The sequence below is a fragment of the Snodgrassella sp. ESL0253 genome, from assembly GCF_013344965.1.
Lineage (GTDB): Bacteria > Pseudomonadota > Gammaproteobacteria > Burkholderiales > Neisseriaceae > Snodgrassella > Snodgrassella alvi_B.
Genome location: NZ_JAAEDQ010000016.1, coordinates 1 through 14596 on the forward strand (window position 1 = coordinate 1; position 14596 = coordinate 14596).

The following is a 14596-nucleotide window of genomic DNA, read 5'->3' on the forward strand; positions in this document are numbered from 1 at the left end:
CGTTTCTATTAAATATACCTGTGCATTAGTTTGAGCTTCCGTCATCTCTATAAAGGCTTCCAGACTGTCATGGTAATGAATGTCTACGTGAGGCCAGTAATCTAGCCCGGCGCGTTTGAGCATTTTATCGTCAGTGGAAAAGCCGAGCGGATGAATTAAATGCAAACTGGTATGAGTACCAGCACAGGTACGAGCGATGTTGCCGGTATTGGCAGGTATTTGGGGCTGGTAGAGAGCAATGTGCAACGGCATTCTGGGGTCGTTCTTAAAAAAGATTTAGTGTATATCAGATTGGATAACGGTTGTATTGCAAAATTTCTTTATCAACTGTGCTTACTGTGTTGACGATATTATTTGCCTGCATACGAATATAATGGAATGGATATGCATATTCAAACAATAAAATTAAGGTTTGGTTGTTTGTTAAATTTCACGGGAGGCAAATAGCCTAAGGATGAATGTAATCGTTTGTGATTGTACCAATAAGCATAAGCGGCAAAGGCTTGTTATAATTTTTGGATTGTCATGAACTTTTTTCCTTTAACAAGCTCAGTTTGAATCCTTTTAAATGTTGCTTGCGCCACTGCATTATCATACGGCCCCTTTTTTACTTAGCGAGTGTTGAATATTAAATGTATTGAAACATTTATCTGGTAATTGATTATCAAATTCCTTTCCTCTATCTGAATGAAATGGATTTAATGATGTGGTGGTTGCTTATTCTGGCTTAATGCAGCATCACTAAATCTGCTGTTTTATGTTGACTGATACCATAACCGGCAATCTGTCGATTAGATGAATTCAGTAACACACATGAATAATTCCAGCGATAGTTAACACGAATATAGGTTAAGTCTGACACTATAATATGCTGTATGCTATCTACATTAAACTGACGTTGTAAATGATTAGCTGTTGCTGCGCTATTGTTTGTCGTCTGATGTTCTCGATGTCGTTTAAGCGTATACTTTGATATCAATAATAGCGACTTCATTACCCAGGAAGTATAACAACGAGAAACGCTGATGCCCGTTTGTTGTAAGGCAAAATGAATTCACCTGATTCCAATCTCTAAGCAGCGACATAATGCCGCTATATCATAACAATGTTGATTTACTTTTAGGATTTTGATTTTCTTCCCTTTCATTATCAGCGCAGTCTGCTTTAGGTTATCGTTTTTTATCTGTAGCTGCTTAAGCTCTTTTTGTAAGGCAATCAGTTCATTTTCTGCTGGAGTGCGGTTATCTTTAGTTTTGAATGACCGCTTTTGTTTGTTTGGATTATCCAGCGGTTTAAAACAGACGGCATCAAATCATATTCTCATACCAATTTACTGCACGATTTCCCCTGCTGATAAAGTTTAACCATTTGCGCTTTGAAATTAGCACTAAAAGTCCATCGTGCACGCTTTTGTTGGTTCATCATCTTTTCTTTTTTAGAGTTAAGTTTACTTTACCCCCTAAAAATTTGTATGGGTTAGTGTAGCGTATCCAACTAGATAGTGAAGGTCTTAAAATAATATTAGAAACTGGTATTACTATAAATATCTATTAAATTTTCTAATAATTTGAGATACTATATTTTAAAAAGCATAATGTTCTATTATTAAGTAAACAACTGTTGATATTGTTGTCACCAGCAACAGTTAACTTAACTGGTTATTCAGCAGTCAACCATGTAATCTATACGGTTTGAGGCTGAAATCATTTCTAAACTGTCTACAAGACGGTGAATTTGAAGCTAATATATTATTTCCTTTGGTATCTTTCTTCCTACAGTGTAACAAGTATGATAAGTTTTGTCTGGGAGATATAGGGTTAGAATTTTAGCCAATTGTTTGTTGGTCAGCGGTAAGTGATGCAATTATTTTTCTTTAGACGGGATTATTGGGTACACTTGATGCTGTAATAGTAATAGGTAATACAATGATAGGTTTGATGATAGTTACCCATGAGACTGTAGGACAGGCAAATATGCAGTTGATTCAGCATATTTTTGGTTCTGTGCCCGATAATGTTTCTCTAATTGGGGTACGCAGTAGTGATTCGCTTGAAAGCATACATACAGATGTAGTAGAAAAGTTGGCTACTCTGGATTATGGCCATGGTGTGCTGATTCTGACGGATATTTTTGGTGCTACGCCGTGTAATCTGGTATGCCGGCTGATTAATCGTGACAATGTTATTGTGCTTACCGGACTTAATGCTCCGATGCTGATTAAGGCGCTACAAAATTTTGCTAAAGCGGATGATGTGTATAAATTTGCTGAAGAGGTTAAAACAGCTGCTATTGCTGGCATTATGACTATTTCTAATCAGGATGAGCTGTGACATGATAAAGAAGGAAATTGAGATTGTTAACAAGCTTGGTTTGCATGCACGGGCTTCGAACAGGTTTACGCAGGTAGCCAGTCGTTTTCAATGTGAGGTGTGGGTTACACGCAAAGACCGTCGGGTTAATGGTAAAAGTATTATGGGTCTGATGATGTTGGCTGCTGCTCAGGGTAGTGTAATTGAACTGGAAACTGACGGTGTGGATGAGGGTCAGGCGATGCAGGCACTGGTTGAGCTGATTAACAATTATTTTGGTGAAGACGAATAATGTGTATTGTGCTGCATGGCGTGGCAGTAGGTGCTGGGGTAGCAATTGGTCGAGCCCATCTGGTAGTACGGGGGATGGATGATGTGCCCCATCGTGAGCTGTCGATTGAAGAAATACAAGCAGAAGTTGCCCGTTATGAGCAGGCGATTAAGACGACTCGCCGTCAGTTAGAACAGTTGCGTACAGATATTCCACAAAATGCACCTTCAGAGCTGGGTGCGTTTATTTCTCTGCATCTGATGCTGGTTGGAGATGTGAGTCTGTCGAGAGAACCTATTGATATTATTGAGGAGAAATGTGTTAATGCTGAATGGGCATTAAAGTTGCAAACAGATAAACTGGCGGAACAGTTTGATGCAATTGAAGATAATTATCTGCGTGCGCGCAAGCAGGATATGTTGCAGGTAGTGGAGCGGATTTTTAAGAATCTGATTGGACTGTCTACTGAGGTTGTTACTGAAGCTGAGGATTTTGAAGAAGATACGATTCTGGTTGCTCATGACTTATCACCGGCAGACACGATTTTTTTTAAAGACAGTCGTATTGCGGCTTTTATAACTGATGCTGGTGGGCCAACCAGTCACACGGCAATTCTAGGACGCAGCTTGGATATACCATCTGTGATTGCACTGGGCTATGCGCGGGAATTGATTAACGAAGATGAGCTGATTATTGTAGATGGCACTATGGGCGTGGTTATTATTGCGCCTGATAATATCATTTTGAAGGAATATCGGCGCCGTTTACGTGAGTTTCGCAGTTTAAAACGGCAATTAAATAAACTGAAAAATACGGCTGCGACTACGCAGGATGGAATCAATATTGAGTTGTTAGGCAATATTGAAAGTGCTAATGATATTAAAGCATTGCATAATTTAGGTATTGACGGCATTGGATTGTATCGCAGTGAGTTTTTTTATCTCAACAGGGATACTTTGCCTACAGAAGATGAGTTGTATGCGGAGTATGCGGATGTGGTTAAAAAGCTGAAGGGCAAGCCATTAACCATACGGACGATTGATTTGGGGGTGGATAAAAATCCACGCTGGTTTGGCCCCAGCAACGCTATGAATCCGGCTTTGGGTTTGACCGGTATCCGTTTGTGTTTGGCAGAGCCGGTGATGTTTCGTACCCAGATGCGTGCAATTATGCGGGCTGCTGTTCTGGGACCTGTGCGCATGATGTGGCCGATGATTTCTTCGGTGACGGAAATACAGCAATGCTTAACGCATTTAAATACGGCCAAACAGCAGCTACGCGATCGTTTTGAAGAATTTGATGAGAATATTCAGGTTGGCGCAATGGTGGAGATTCCATCGGCTGCGTTGACGGTTAATTCTATTCTGAAACTGATTGATTTTGTTTCGGTTGGTACTAATGATTTGATTCAATATACGCTGGCGGCTGACCGCAATGATGAAAGTGTGAGTTATTTATATCAGCCGGGACATCCTGCGGTATTGAAATTGTTATTGCATATTATTCGTACTGCGGCACGTTTGAACAAACCGGTGTCAATTTGTGGTGAAATGGCTGGTGATGCTCAATATACGCGGTTGTTGATGGCGATGGGATTACGCTGTTTTTCGATGAATGCAAATAATATTCTGGCGGTAAAAAATCAGATTATTCAGAGTGATTTGCTGACACTGGAAACTGAGGTGCAAAAGATATTACGCAATGATGATCCAGATAAAGCATTAAAGTTATTGAAAAAATTTAATTCTTCACATGAATTGGCTGATTCTGTGGATTGAAATAAATAGTTTTGTCTGACTTAGCACAGTTTAACTGCGTTTAATGGTTATCTTTATATAATCAATTCATCAGTATTGTTGTTGCCTGACAGTCAGTATTGAGTAAGTAGTGTTTTCCCGCAAATTGTCCACCGATATTCTCTCCCTTGGTATCGGTGGTTTTTTTATTTGTCTGCTTGAATGTTATTTGCATAAATTATTGTAATCTGGCTGAATGCGCAATATGTTATTGCGGTATTGATGTACCAGTTTGGCTAACTGAGCGGCCAGAATGATTAATTGCAGGCTGGTGTCTTGAGTAAACTGTTATAATAGCGGTCTATTTTTATACAATAAATTGATGATTCATGATGCAAGAACATTACTGTCCCGAGAAGATTGAACCGGCTGCGCAGGCACGCTGGCAGGAATACCGTTTATTTAACGCTGAAGATTTTAGTCCCAAACCAAAATATTATTGTCTGTCGATGTTTCCTTATCCATCAGGCAAGTTACATATGGGGCATGTACGTAACTATACGATTGGTGATGTACTGAGCCGCTATCGTTTGCTTAATGGTTTTAATGTAATGCAACCAATGGGCTGGGATGCATTTGGTTTGCCAGCTGAAAATGCGGCCATGAAGCATCAGGTAGCACCGGCACAATGGACTTACGACAATATTGCTTATATGAAAAAGCAGTTGCAGAGTCTGGGTTTTGCCATTGACTGGGAGCGGGAAATTGCAACCTGTACGCCGGAATATTATCGTTGGGAACAGTGGCTGTTTGTGCGTTTGTTCCAGAAGGGCATTATTTACAAGAAAAACGGTACGGTTAACTGGGATCCGGTGGATCAGACGGTGCTGGCCAATGAGCAGGTTGTAGATGGTCGTGGCTGGCGCTCTGGTGCCATTGTAGAAAAACGCGAAATCCCGATGTATTACTTCAAGATTACGGATTACGCCGAGGAATTGCTTAATGGTTTGGACACGCTGGAACACTGGCCGGAACAGGTTAAGACGATGCAGCGCAACTGGATCGGCAAGTCGCGTGGTATGCAGGTGCGTTTTGCGCTGGCTGAAGACAGCAAAGCAGGTTTAACGGGTGAGTACGCTGATTTTGTGCAGGTATACACTACGCGTCCAGATACGCTGATGGGCGCGACTTATGTTGCTGTGGCAGCGGAACATCCTCTGGCTACAGCTGCTGCTACCGATAATGCTGAGCTACAGCAGTTTATTGCTGAATGCAAGGCAGGTTCTGTGGCTGAAGCGGATATGGCTACGATGGAGAAGAAAGGTATGCCTACCGGACGCTTTGCCATTAATCCGTTGAATGGTGATGTACTGCCGGTGTGGGTGGCCAATTATGTGCTATGGGGCTATGGTGACGGTGCGGTGATGGCTGTGCCGGCACATGATGAACGTGATTTTGAGTTTGCCACTAAGTATCAACTGCCGATTAAACAGGTTATTGCATCTACTCAAACTACTGATGAATTTAGTGCGCAGGCGTGGCAGGAATGGTATGGCAGCAAGGAGCAGACGCAGTGTGTTAACAGTGGTGAACTGGATGGTCTGGATTTTCATGCCGCTTTTGAGCGTGTAGGGGAGATTTTGCAGGCTAAAAATGCCGGCGCACCGAAAACGCAATATCGCCTGCGTGACTGGGGTATTTCACGCCAGCGTTATTGGGGTTGTCCGATTCCGATTATTCACTGTGATGATTGCGGTGATGTTACTGTGCCAGAAACGCAGTTACCGGTTGTGTTGCCTGAAAATGTAGTGCCGGATGGCGCAGGTTCTCCGCTGAGCAAAATGCCGGAATTTTATGAAACTAGCTGCCCGTGCTGTGGTAAACCTGCCCGCCGTGAAACGGATACGATGGATACATTTGTTGAATCCAGCTGGTATGCGGTGCGCTATGCTTCGCCACAGTGTGATACGGCTATGGTGGATAAGGAAGCAGCTAATTACTGGATGAATGCTGACCAGTATATCGGCGGGATTGAGCATGCTATTTTGCACTTGTTGTATGCACGCTTCTTTACTAAGCTGATGCGGGATGAAGGTCTGCTGAATGTTGATGAACCTTTTGCACGTTTGCTTACTCAGGGTATGGTAGTCTGTGAGACGTATTACCGTGAAGGGGCTAATGGCAGTAAAGAGTGGATTGCACCACAGGATGTGGATTTGCAACGGGATGATAAAGGCCGGCCACTGGCTGCAACTTTGAAAGCGGACGGCAAGCCAGTTTGTATTGGCGGCATTGAGAAGATGTCTAAATCGAAAAATAATGGTGTGGATCCGCAAGAGCTGATTGACCGTTATGGTGCTGATACTGCACGTCTGTTTATGATGTTTGCTGCGCCACCAGAGCAATCTTTGGAGTGGTCAGATGCTGGTGTGGATGGTGCTCATCGTTTCCTGCGTCGTTTATGGCGTACGGTGTATGATTATTTACAGCAGGGCGCCAGTGTAACGGCGTTTGCGGGTAATCAGGACGGGCTGTCATCTGAATTGAAAGCGTTGCGCCTGAAATTGCACACTACGATTGCCAAGGTAACAGATGATTATGGCCGTCGCCAGCAATTCAATACAGCTATTGCTGCGGTGATGGAGTTGCTGAATCAGTATGATCGTACTGATTGTGGTTCAGAGCAGGGACGAGCTGTGGCACAGGAAGTGCTAGAGTCAGTATTGCGTCTGTTATGGCCAATTGTGCCACATGTGTGTGAAACGCTATGGAATGAATTGTCTGCGCAGCAAACTTTGTGGGATGCTGCATGGCCTCGTGTCGATGAGGCTGCACTGGTGCAGAATGAGATTACTTTGATGGTACAGGTAAATGGTAAGCTACGCGGACAGATTACAGTTGCGGCTGATATCAGTAATGATGAAGTACAGGCCGTAGCGCTGGCTGAACCAACTGTACAACGATTTGTGGACGGCAAAACACCGAAAAAGGTGATTGTGGTGCCCAAACGTCTGGTAAATATTGTTGTCTGAGTATTACTGAGACTGAGGATAAAAAAGACATGTTGTTAACATGTCTTTTTTTGTATGGGTAAGCTTTTGCTGGATTGAGAATATGGACAGTTCATTGGCTGTCCATATTAATTAAAGCTTAAGGTAGGGTATAAGCAATTAGGTAATCGCCCATTCTGGTACCAAATGAGCCATGACCACCTGCCATCTGTACTACATATTGTTTGCCGTTAACTGCGTAAGTCATGGGTGTTGCCTGTCCACCGGCAGGTAAGCGGGCTTCCCATAACAGCTTACCATTGCTGGTGTCGTAGGCTCGCAGATAGTCGTCCTGAGTGGCACTGACAAACATAACATTACCAGCTGTTGATATTGCACCACCTAAGCCGGGTACGCCGATTTTCAATGGTGGTAATTCGAATAATTTTGGCAGGCTGTCGCGAATGGTACCGATACGTTTTTTCCACACTACCTGATTGCTTTGTAAATCCACTCCGGCAACAAACCCCCATGATGGCTGTTTACAGGGCAGGCCTAGTGGTGACAGGAAGGGATTTATTTCCACACCATAAGGGGCACCATACATCGGTTGCATGCCATTTTCAGTACCGGCACCCTGTTTTTGTTGCGTTCTGTCTGGATTGGTGGGAATCAGGCGGGAAACAAATGGCAGACCTATCGGATTCATCAATGCAATTTGGCGATCCTGATTGACGGATATGCCGCCCCATTCAAATACACCCAGATTTCCCGGGAAAACCAGTGTGCCGTTTTCAGAAGGCGGAGTATAGATGCCATCATAATTCAGATGTTTAAACTGAATACGGCAAATGAGCTGGTCAAACATGGTTGCTCCCCACATATCTTTATCGGTGAGCTTGTCTTTTGGTGTCAGACTCAGCGCTGAAAATGGCTGGGTGGCAGAATAGTGCTCACCTTGCGTAGGATTACCATATTTCAGGGTTTGCGGTACTGGTTTTTCGGTTACCGGTACGATGGGTTGGCCGGTTTCACGATTGAGCACGAAAACATTACCGGTTTTGGTGAGGACGTAAATGGCCGGAACTCGTTTGCCGGATGGCAGGGTGAGATCCATTAATGAAGGTTGTGCCGGTACATCCATATCCCATAAATCATGGTGGGTGGTCTGATAGTGCCACAGCAGTTTGCCGGTGGAAGCATTCAGTGCCACAATGGAATTGGCATAACGCTCTTTCAGTTTGTCGCGATGGCCGCCCCAGATATCAGGTGTACCTACGCCGGTGGGCACATAAACGATATTGCGTTGCTGGTCGTAGGCCAGTGGCGCCCATGCATTGGGTGAATTATGCACGAAGGTGGTGTTTTCGCCCGGCATGGCATTCGGATTTTCGGCACCGGTATCAAACACCCATTTTAATTGACCATTATTGGCATCATAACCGCGTATCACGCCTGATGGTTCTTTGGTGGAGAGGTTATCGGTGACTGAACCACCGATAATAATGGTACTCGGTGTGACTATAGGCGGTGATGTTGGGTTGTAGCCACCCAGAAATGCGTAAGGCATTTTTGCTTGCAGGTTAACTTCTCCCTCATTGCCGAAGTCTTTGCATTTCTGGCCATTATCTGCATTAACAGCAATCAAACGACCATCATTGACTGGTAACAGTACTTTTCGCGGGCATATGGGTGATGCTGCGGTTTCGCTACTGTTTGCTGTTGTGGCGTCGTAATAGCTGACACCTCGACAGGTAAGATGCTGAAAGGTTTTGTTACTGCGCAATTTCGGATTAAAGCGCCATAACCGTTTACCACTAGTGGCATCCAGTGCGTCCAGAAACTGGTGTGGTGTACAGATAAATAATTTATTGCCGATTTTGATTGGGGTAAGCTCGTTGGTGGTTTCGGCTGAGTCATTATCGGTTTTGAAGTCACCGGTATGATAAGTCCAGGCGACTTTGAGCTGGTTTACGTTGCTGGTATTAATCTGGGTTAATGGTGAGTAGCGGCTGCCGCTCTGAGTGCGGCCGTAAGCTGGCCAGTCTTCTGCCGCAATATCATTGGTATGTGCGGCTGGTATCGGCTGGGTACGTGTGATGGTGCCATTGATCTCTTGCGGGTCGTGATTAATGCTGTAAAGCATGATGCCTAGTATGGTAGTTAAAACTATGGCAATAGCTGCTTTACTACTGTGTTGTGTGGTTAACTGACGTGTTGACCAAGGCGATAGTAGCCACAGGCCTAAGAGAAACAGGATATCAAACCGTGGTGCCAGTGCCCAGAAGTCAGTACCGCATTCCCATAATCCCCAGCCTAATGTTGTGATGAGTATAACGGCAAAGTACCACAGGCTATTGCTGCAATTGCGCTGATACAGATAAGTGAACAGCCCAAGTGCTAATGCAAGAATAGCGTAAAAGGGTGAACCGCCCAGACAGATTAACCAGACTCCTCCTATGAGCAGATAGATTGTAACCAGCCATAGAATTATTTGGGTAATGATTCTGGCGATGGAATGAGTTGATTGATGTGTGTTCATTATGCCTCTATAAGTTGATTTTAATAAAAATTTCTTTGCAGTATGGGAATGATTATAGTCAGCAATAATGAATATGCAAATGTATGCTTAAATGAATATTAAAAAATTAATTATTTTTGGTTGCTTGGTTTTTTATAATATTAGCAATAGGTTAAGTTTTTATTTTGTGTGTGAATTATTGTGCTGTTAATAGATTGTTTTGCTAAATATGGCTGCTGAAAACATTAAGGCTGTAATGAGAAGCTTTATTTCTTTAAGATATATTTTTCTTTTATTGTTGTACCTGTGTTGTTGTCTCTAAACAAAATGACAGTCGGCTTGCTGAAAACTGTTATTTAAATATACAAGGGTCATGAATGTGTCACTAATAAATTAATATATCACGTGATTTAATGATTTGCATGTAAGTCAGTTAATTAGAGCAACTCTTTTTCATGTTGTTCCATCCAGTGGGCTATTGAATTTAGGGCTGGTTTTAAAGTTTTACCGAGTTCTGTTATCTGGTATTCCACTTTTGGTGGTACTTCGGGATATAGTTTTCTACTAATTAATCCCTTTTGTTCAAATAGCCTTAGTTGTTTGGTTAATTCTTTTTGTGTAATTGGCGAAATTGCACGTTTTAGTTCACCAAAACGGATAGGTTTATTCGTGATTATTAAACGGTAGAGGATGGGAATAGCCCATTTTCCTGAAATTAGGTTGATGAATTTAACCATAGGGCAGTTAAAATTTTTATCTATATCTTTTTCATTATGCATAATTATTTTCCAAGAGTATCTATTTGGTACCTACTTTCATAAGTAAACTAGTTAAATTATACTGAGGTTAATTTTGAAAGGGGAAATATGAAAAGGTTAGAAGGCAAATATGTACTCATTACGGACGCAAGTAATGGGAGGGCTGGTAACGGCCAGAGAATTTATAGCCGCAGGTGCTGATGTAGCCGTAATCGGTAGAAATAAAAACAGGCTGTTAGAAGCTAAAAAAGAATTAGGTGGAAATGTATTAATATTTCAAAGTGATGCCTGACTTTGAAGAACGGAAGTATCTGGCCGAAAAATTAACTGAAATCTGTTCCAGATTAGATGCGGTGTATATCAATACTGGCTAATCCCAGTGCAGTTATTTTGAGTGGTACGGTAAGTACTAAAATCGGCCTGCCATAAAGCAGTATTTATGCATCGAGTAAAGCAGTTCTCTGTTCGTTAGTCAGAACACTGTCAGGAGAACGGATATTCAGAAATATTCGTTTCAATTGTTTAGTACCAGATCCAACCGATACGCCAGCGCATATGAATTTGAATACCATTAATTCAGATGCAGTAAAAAATTTACAGAATAAATTAAGAACTTAGTACTACTAGGGCATTTGGGTAAACCGATTGAGATAATCAAAGCCGCTATTTTCTGGCTGCGGATGAATCATCTTTTGTGCTGGGATCAAAAATACTTATTAATGGTGGTGTGGGCGATATTTAACAATAAATATTAATCAGTTAGCTAATACATAGGGGGTGGCGATGGCCGAGAAAAATATCAGCGTAAATCGAAAGATATTTTGCATAAAAATATTATAAATATAGGCATATATTTGATTATATGATGTTTTTTAAGTTATTATTTTTACATAATTATAAGATTGATGTAAATTTTTTGAGAAATTTAATGGTATTTTGTTTTTGATTGATTCAATGAAAAAAGTAAATTCAGATATTTTATTATTTAAAATTTCAGTGGGAACGTTATCTATAATCCCTTTATTCGCTAATGCCACAATGACTATCGATGATTCTAATATAGGAAATTATACCAACACGGGTATTACGGCTAATGATGACAATGTTGAGATAAAAACCACTTCTGCTACGGCACCACACATTGATATGAATAGTCGCGGTATTGCGATTAGTGCAAAAAATGGCAAGGTGTTAACCATCGGTGACACGGATAGTACTGATAAATTTATTATTCGGAATAATGCAGCTGGTAATTATAATTCTGTTTATGGTTTGCATATAATATCAGCTAATGTTATTGCCAATAGTGAACTCGACGTAAGTTTGAAAGATGGTTCAGGTATTTATATTGCAAGTAAAGGAAGCGGTTTATTTCAAAAAAAGGTCGCTATAACCGGTATAGAAAATGGCCAGTTTATCGGTATTCGCACTTACAATAATTCGGCAGCATCCTTATCAACAGGTACATTTAATAAAGAAGTAAAAATTACTGCTTCTGGCCAAGATAGTTATGGTATTTATTCTCAAAGGAATAATAAGCCTAATGCGTTAGGTTCTAAATTAACTTTTAAGGATAAAGTTACTATCAAGATGTCTGGCAGTAATAACGCTCATGGTATTGTCTTTGACCAAATCCCATTTAAAAACGGCAATCCTGAGCCTGATGGTGGCAGCGTTATTTATTTAGAGAATGGGGTTAATCTTACCACTGATCATGGTACGTCAATTAGTATGCAGCAAGTAGATGGCAAATTAGAGATTAACAGTGGCTTGAATGAAAACCGGATAATTTCTGAGGACAATCAACATTATAATGCAATAGAAGCACTTGCTGGAAAGGTGGACATTGCTGGCAAATCTAATATTAAAGGTGATGTTTATTCATCCTCTAGCAAGTTAATTGAAGATAAGGACGTTATTACTAAAGGTGTCATTAATTTTAAGCTTGCTAATGGCTCAACGTTATTAACCTCTATGGAAAATAATGCGCTATCTAATTCAAAAAATAAAGGTGAAATTAATCTGGCCATTTCCGGTCATGATAGCCAGTGGAAAATGACCGATAGTTCAAGTATTGATTCATTAATCCTTGGCGATAATGCCAAAGTGAGTTTTGGTTATGCCTATGCGGCTCCTAGTTTGCCCGCCTCTCTTGATGGCACAAATGCAATGACATTGAGCTCTGGTTCTTTAGCGGGTAATGGTATTTTTGAAATGCGAACTGCAATTGGTAAAACTTTTGCGCATGACTTGCTTAAAATAACCGGATCACAACAAGCAGCAGGTAATCATAAAATTGCCATTGTTGATAATAAAACCGGTGCGGCCACAGTGACGGGTAATGAAAAATTCACACTGGTTGAAACAGAAGGCGGTGGGGCTAATTTTGGTTTGTCTGCGCCATCTTTTGATATTGGTGCCTATCAGTTTAGTACGTTAACCAAAGTCAGTAATAATCGTGGTGCCGGCACTGAAGATTGGGTATTATCAGGGTCTGCAGCTTCTAATGACAATAACAATACAAATGATAATGGCGGCCAAAACAAACCAGTTTCCCCTAAACCACAATTAACGCATACCGCGCAAAACGCAGCCAGTATTCTTAATTCAAATTATTTGATGAGCTATGTTGAAACGCAGACGTTATTGCAACGAATGGGACAAATCCGCACAAATAATACATCTCATGGTGAAACATGGGGACGTATCTATACAGGTAAATTAAGCTCGTTTAATGACAAACGTTTATCTGACTTCGACATGAATTACTATGGTTTGCAGTTTGGTATTGATCGAAAACTGGGTCACAATAACGAAGATATTTATTACGGTATTATGGGTGGTCTAAGTAAAGGCGATGTGAATCATAATGTTGGTGATGGCAATACTAAAAGTTATTCTGTAGCACTTTATGCCACCTTGCAAAGCCAAAACGGTTTTTATATGGATGGCTTAGTGAAGTATATGTATATGTCTAACAAATTCAATAGTCTAACTGGTGGTAGCTATAGTGTTAAAGGTCATGGTAATACTGAAGGCTTTTCAATTGGAACTGAAATTGGTAAACGTGTTCAGCTATCTTCAGCAAGACAAACTGCACAAGGATGGTATTTAGAGCCCCAAGCTCAGGTTACTTTTTCTCATCAGAATGGTGCCACAATTAATGCAACCAATGGTTTAACAACTAAATTAGGCAGCTATAATTCATTGATTGCACGCGCAAGTATTATTCTAGGTTACACAATACAAAGTAATGAAAATCTAGTAGATATTTATTTTAAAACTGGCTATCTGAAAGAATTTGGTGGTGAAACGTCTTACACATTTAATCATGCTGCAAGAGAGAAATATGATTTTGGTGGTAACTGGTGGGATAACGGTATTGGTATCAATATACAGTTAAATCAAAGGCATCATTTTTATGGTGATGTGGTTTATTCTCTGGGTAATAAGTTTGATCGAAAACAAGTAAATGTGGGATACCGTTTTGATTTTTAATCACAAATATTGTTTACTTGTTGTAAGGGGAACGATTTTTGGTAAAAGCTATTAGGAATGAAATTGAATTTTTAAATTTTTCTTTGGTTTCATGATTGTAGTGAGTGATAGTGAACTTTATCACTTATTTTTTCTTTAAAAATTTTGCCTTATTAAATTAAGCCACAAATAGCTGTTTATTGATATAAAACACCAGTGTGAAGTAGTGGCTGTGCTTATCGTCCTGCCTGTGATTAGTGATATAAATTAAGTTGTAAGAAATGGGAAACACTTTTGCAGTGCTTAAACTGAACATTGCTGGCGGACGCGCTAGGTTTATATTAAGAAATGGAATGATTCAATTAATTTGCTTGGCAATGAGGCAACTATCGCTTAATGACGCCATTTTAAATGTGCATTTAATGCTACTATCATTATGATATTTTAATTTTAGCTTGCATTTGCATATGTTGATACAAATGTAGATGGAAATTAAAAGAGACTTGAACCGTCTCAATGTATCCTGCTGGTTGC

10 protein-coding genes and 1 pseudogene are annotated in these 14596 nt (G+C 40.8%); 7 read left to right on the forward strand and 4 right to left on the reverse strand.

The window, feature by feature from the left end; genetic code table 11:
- Together GYX26_RS10480 and GYX26_RS11745 are read right to left on the reverse strand one after the other, a co-directional pair.
- A partial coding sequence (locus GYX26_RS10480) for a tRNA (cytidine(34)-2'-O)-methyltransferase (protein ID WP_304944915.1) occupies nt 1–252 on the reverse strand: 252 nt, incomplete at its 3' end.
- A 140-nt stretch (nt 253–392) separates the two neighbouring features.
- A pseudogene (locus tag GYX26_RS11745) lies at nt 393–494 on the reverse strand (IS3 family transposase); the annotation flags it as partial.
- Between the two features lie 1431 nt (nt 495–1925).
- Between GYX26_RS11745 and GYX26_RS10490 the strand changes: the two are divergent.
- From GYX26_RS10490 to leuS, 4 genes are all read left to right on the forward strand, one after another.
- Nucleotides 1926–2330, forward strand: a complete 405-nt coding sequence (locus GYX26_RS10490; protein WP_100090553.1) for a PTS sugar transporter subunit IIA — start codon at nt 1926–1928, stop codon at nt 2328–2330.
- 1 nt (nt 2331) lies between these two features.
- Nucleotides 2332–2601 (forward strand): HPr family phosphocarrier protein, encoded by a 270-nt coding sequence (locus GYX26_RS10495; protein ID WP_174829204.1) that lies wholly within the window; start codon nt 2332–2334, stop codon nt 2599–2601.
- Complete coding sequence (gene ptsP, locus GYX26_RS10500) at nt 2601–4358, forward strand: phosphoenolpyruvate--protein phosphotransferase (RefSeq protein ID WP_174829205.1); 1758 nt, start codon at nt 2601–2603, stop codon at nt 4356–4358. The genes GYX26_RS10495 and ptsP overlap by 1 nt, the downstream gene beginning before the upstream one ends.
- A gap of 350 nt (nt 4359–4708) precedes the next feature.
- Nucleotides 4709–7348 (forward strand): leucine--tRNA ligase, encoded by a 2640-nt coding sequence (leuS, locus tag GYX26_RS10505; RefSeq protein ID WP_174829219.1) that lies wholly within the window; start codon nt 4709–4711, stop codon nt 7346–7348.
- Nucleotides 7349–7466: 118 nt separating this feature from the next.
- Here the strand turns inward: leuS and GYX26_RS10510 are convergent, their stop codons facing one another.
- The gene (locus GYX26_RS10510; RefSeq protein ID WP_174829206.1) at nt 7467–9848 is read right to left on the reverse strand and encodes a glucose/quinate/shikimate family membrane-bound PQQ-dependent dehydrogenase; all 2382 of its coding nucleotides are present in this window, start codon (nt 9846–9848) and stop codon (nt 7467–7469) included.
- 416 nt (nt 9849–10264) lie between these two features.
- Complete coding sequence (locus tag GYX26_RS10515) at nt 10265–10606, reverse strand: helix-turn-helix domain-containing protein (RefSeq protein ID WP_100090219.1); 342 nt, start codon at nt 10604–10606, stop codon at nt 10265–10267.
- A gap of 133 nt (nt 10607–10739) precedes the next feature.
- Between GYX26_RS10515 and GYX26_RS11310 the strand changes: the two genes are divergently transcribed.
- The 3 genes from GYX26_RS11310 to GYX26_RS10525 all read left to right on the forward strand — a co-directional run bounded on the left by GYX26_RS11310 (nt 10740) and on the right by GYX26_RS10525 (nt 14083).
- Nucleotides 10740–10877, forward strand: coding sequence for a hypothetical protein (locus GYX26_RS11310; protein ID WP_202984315.1), 138 nt, complete (start codon nt 10740–10742; stop codon nt 10875–10877).
- A 203-nt stretch (nt 10878–11080) separates the two neighbouring features.
- Nucleotides 11081–11203, forward strand: coding sequence for a hypothetical protein (locus GYX26_RS11750; protein ID WP_370520886.1), 123 nt, complete (start codon nt 11081–11083; stop codon nt 11201–11203).
- 336 nt (nt 11204–11539) lie between these two features.
- A complete protein-coding gene (locus GYX26_RS10525) occupies nt 11540–14083 on the forward strand; it encodes an autotransporter outer membrane beta-barrel domain-containing protein (protein WP_174829207.1) in 2544 nt (847 codons plus the stop codon).
- Nucleotides 14084–14596 lie beyond the last annotated feature (513 nt).

Coding starts and splice junctions, on each gene's coding strand:
- GYX26_RS10495 (WP_174829204.1), top strand. CDS start 2,332: ATGATAAAGAAGGAAATTGAGATTGTTAACAAGCTTGGTTTGCATGCA.
- GYX26_RS10525 (WP_174829207.1), top strand. CDS start 11,540: ATGAAAAAAGTAAATTCAGATATTTTATTATTTAAAATTTCAGTGGGA.
- GYX26_RS10490 (WP_100090553.1), top strand. CDS start 1,926: ATGATAGGTTTGATGATAGTTACCCATGAGACTGTAGGACAGGCAAAT.
- leuS (WP_174829219.1), top strand. CDS start 4,709: ATGCAAGAACATTACTGTCCCGAGAAGATTGAACCGGCTGCGCAGGCA.
- GYX26_RS11310 (WP_202984315.1), top strand. CDS start 10,740: ATGGGAGGGCTGGTAACGGCCAGAGAATTTATAGCCGCAGGTGCTGAT.
- GYX26_RS10515 (WP_100090219.1), bottom strand. CDS start 10,606: ATGCATAATGAAAAAGATATAGATAAAAATTTTAACTGCCCTATGGTT.
- ptsP (WP_174829205.1), top strand. CDS start 2,601: ATGTGTATTGTGCTGCATGGCGTGGCAGTAGGTGCTGGGGTAGCAATT.
- GYX26_RS10510 (WP_174829206.1), bottom strand. CDS start 9,848: ATGAACACACATCAATCAACTCATTCCATCGCCAGAATCATTACCCAA.